This window comes from Halorubrum sp. AD140, assembly GCF_034497445.1.
Taxonomy (GTDB): Archaea; Halobacteriota; Halobacteria; order Halobacteriales; family Haloferacaceae; genus Halorubrum.
In genome coordinates, this window is record NZ_JAXRUU010000268.1 from 1 (window position 1) to 1,148 (window position 1,148).

Here is a 1,148-nt window from a genome sequence, read left to right on the forward strand (position 1 = left end):
TCGTAGTACGACTGCGGGATGAACCCGTAGTCGTACGGGTAGTGGACGTTCGAGTGGAGCACGCGGTCGAGGACGACGCCGGGGATGTCCTTGTCGTACTCGTACTTGTTCCGCTCGCCTTTGAGACACTCGACGACGGCGTAGATCTCGTCCGGCGCGTTCGGTCCCGTCTCGAGATCCTCCCAGAGGTTGACCATGTGCCCGTTGATGCGTCGAAGTCGGGCAAAGTCCTTTCGGGATCGCCCGAGCCGGTGCGCAGGCGACGGAACGGCCGTGCGCAGGCGACGGAACGGCCGCGCGGAACCGCGACGCCGGTTCGAGGGCGTCAGACGCCGATCTCCGGGTTTCGATCGCGAGCCGTACGTCGGGGGCGAGCGACGATCCGTCGGCCTATCCGCCCAAACCGGAATCGATCAGTCGAACGCGCTTCGCCGCCGGATCACACGGTTGTTCGCCGAGAGACCGCCGATACCGGGAGATCCGGACAAACGTTTGAGGTTACGCATCACAACAGTCGTGAATGTTGAGAAGGATTATAAGTGCGGGTCTCTTCCTGTTACGCATGTCAGAGGCACAAGCAGTTACTGACAAATCGACCGCGGCAAGCGACCTCACGGCGTTCCAGCAGAACATCCTCACGATCCTGGCCGAGGAGCCGATGTACGGCCTCGCGATCAAGCGGGAGCTGGAGGCGTACTACGGCTCCGAGGTGAATCACGGGCGGCTCTACCCGAACCTCGACGACCTCGTCGACCACGGGCTCGTCGAGAAGAGCGAGCTCGACAAGCGGACGAACCAGTACGAGCTCACCGACGAGGGCCACGACGTCGTCCTCGGCCAGATCGAGTGGGTCCTCGAGCGGTTCGTCACCGACGAGGAGCGCGCGGACGAGGTCCGGGCGCTGCTCGAGTAGGGCGACGCCCGCGCGGTCCGGACGGCACAGAACTCCGACCGACCCTTTTGGCACACGGCGCGGCGAAAGCCGCGTTTTCGCTTCCCCGAGCGACAGCTACGAGTCGCCGGCGTCGCGGTCGTCGGCGTCATCGGTCTCGCCCCCAACGGCCTCGCCCTCGGCGGACCCCTCGACGTCGGCCGCGACCGACTCGATCACGGAGAGCGACTCGTCGACGGCGTCGAGCTGCTCGTCG

At 65.3% G+C, this 1,148-nt stretch carries 2 protein-coding genes; one reads left to right on the plus strand and one right to left on the minus strand.

The window, feature by feature from the left end:
- The coding region (locus tag U4E84_RS18085; protein WP_322533454.1) for an inorganic diphosphatase at positions 1-197 on the minus strand (197 nt) is incomplete at its 3' end.
- Positions 198-562: 365 nt separating this feature from the next.
- On the opposite strand from U4E84_RS18085, the gene U4E84_RS18090 reads away from it, so the two are divergent.
- Complete coding sequence (locus tag U4E84_RS18090; RefSeq protein WP_322533455.1) at positions 563-913, plus strand: PadR family transcriptional regulator; 351 nt, start codon at positions 563-565, stop codon at positions 911-913.
- Positions 914-1,148: the final 235 nt, after the last annotated feature.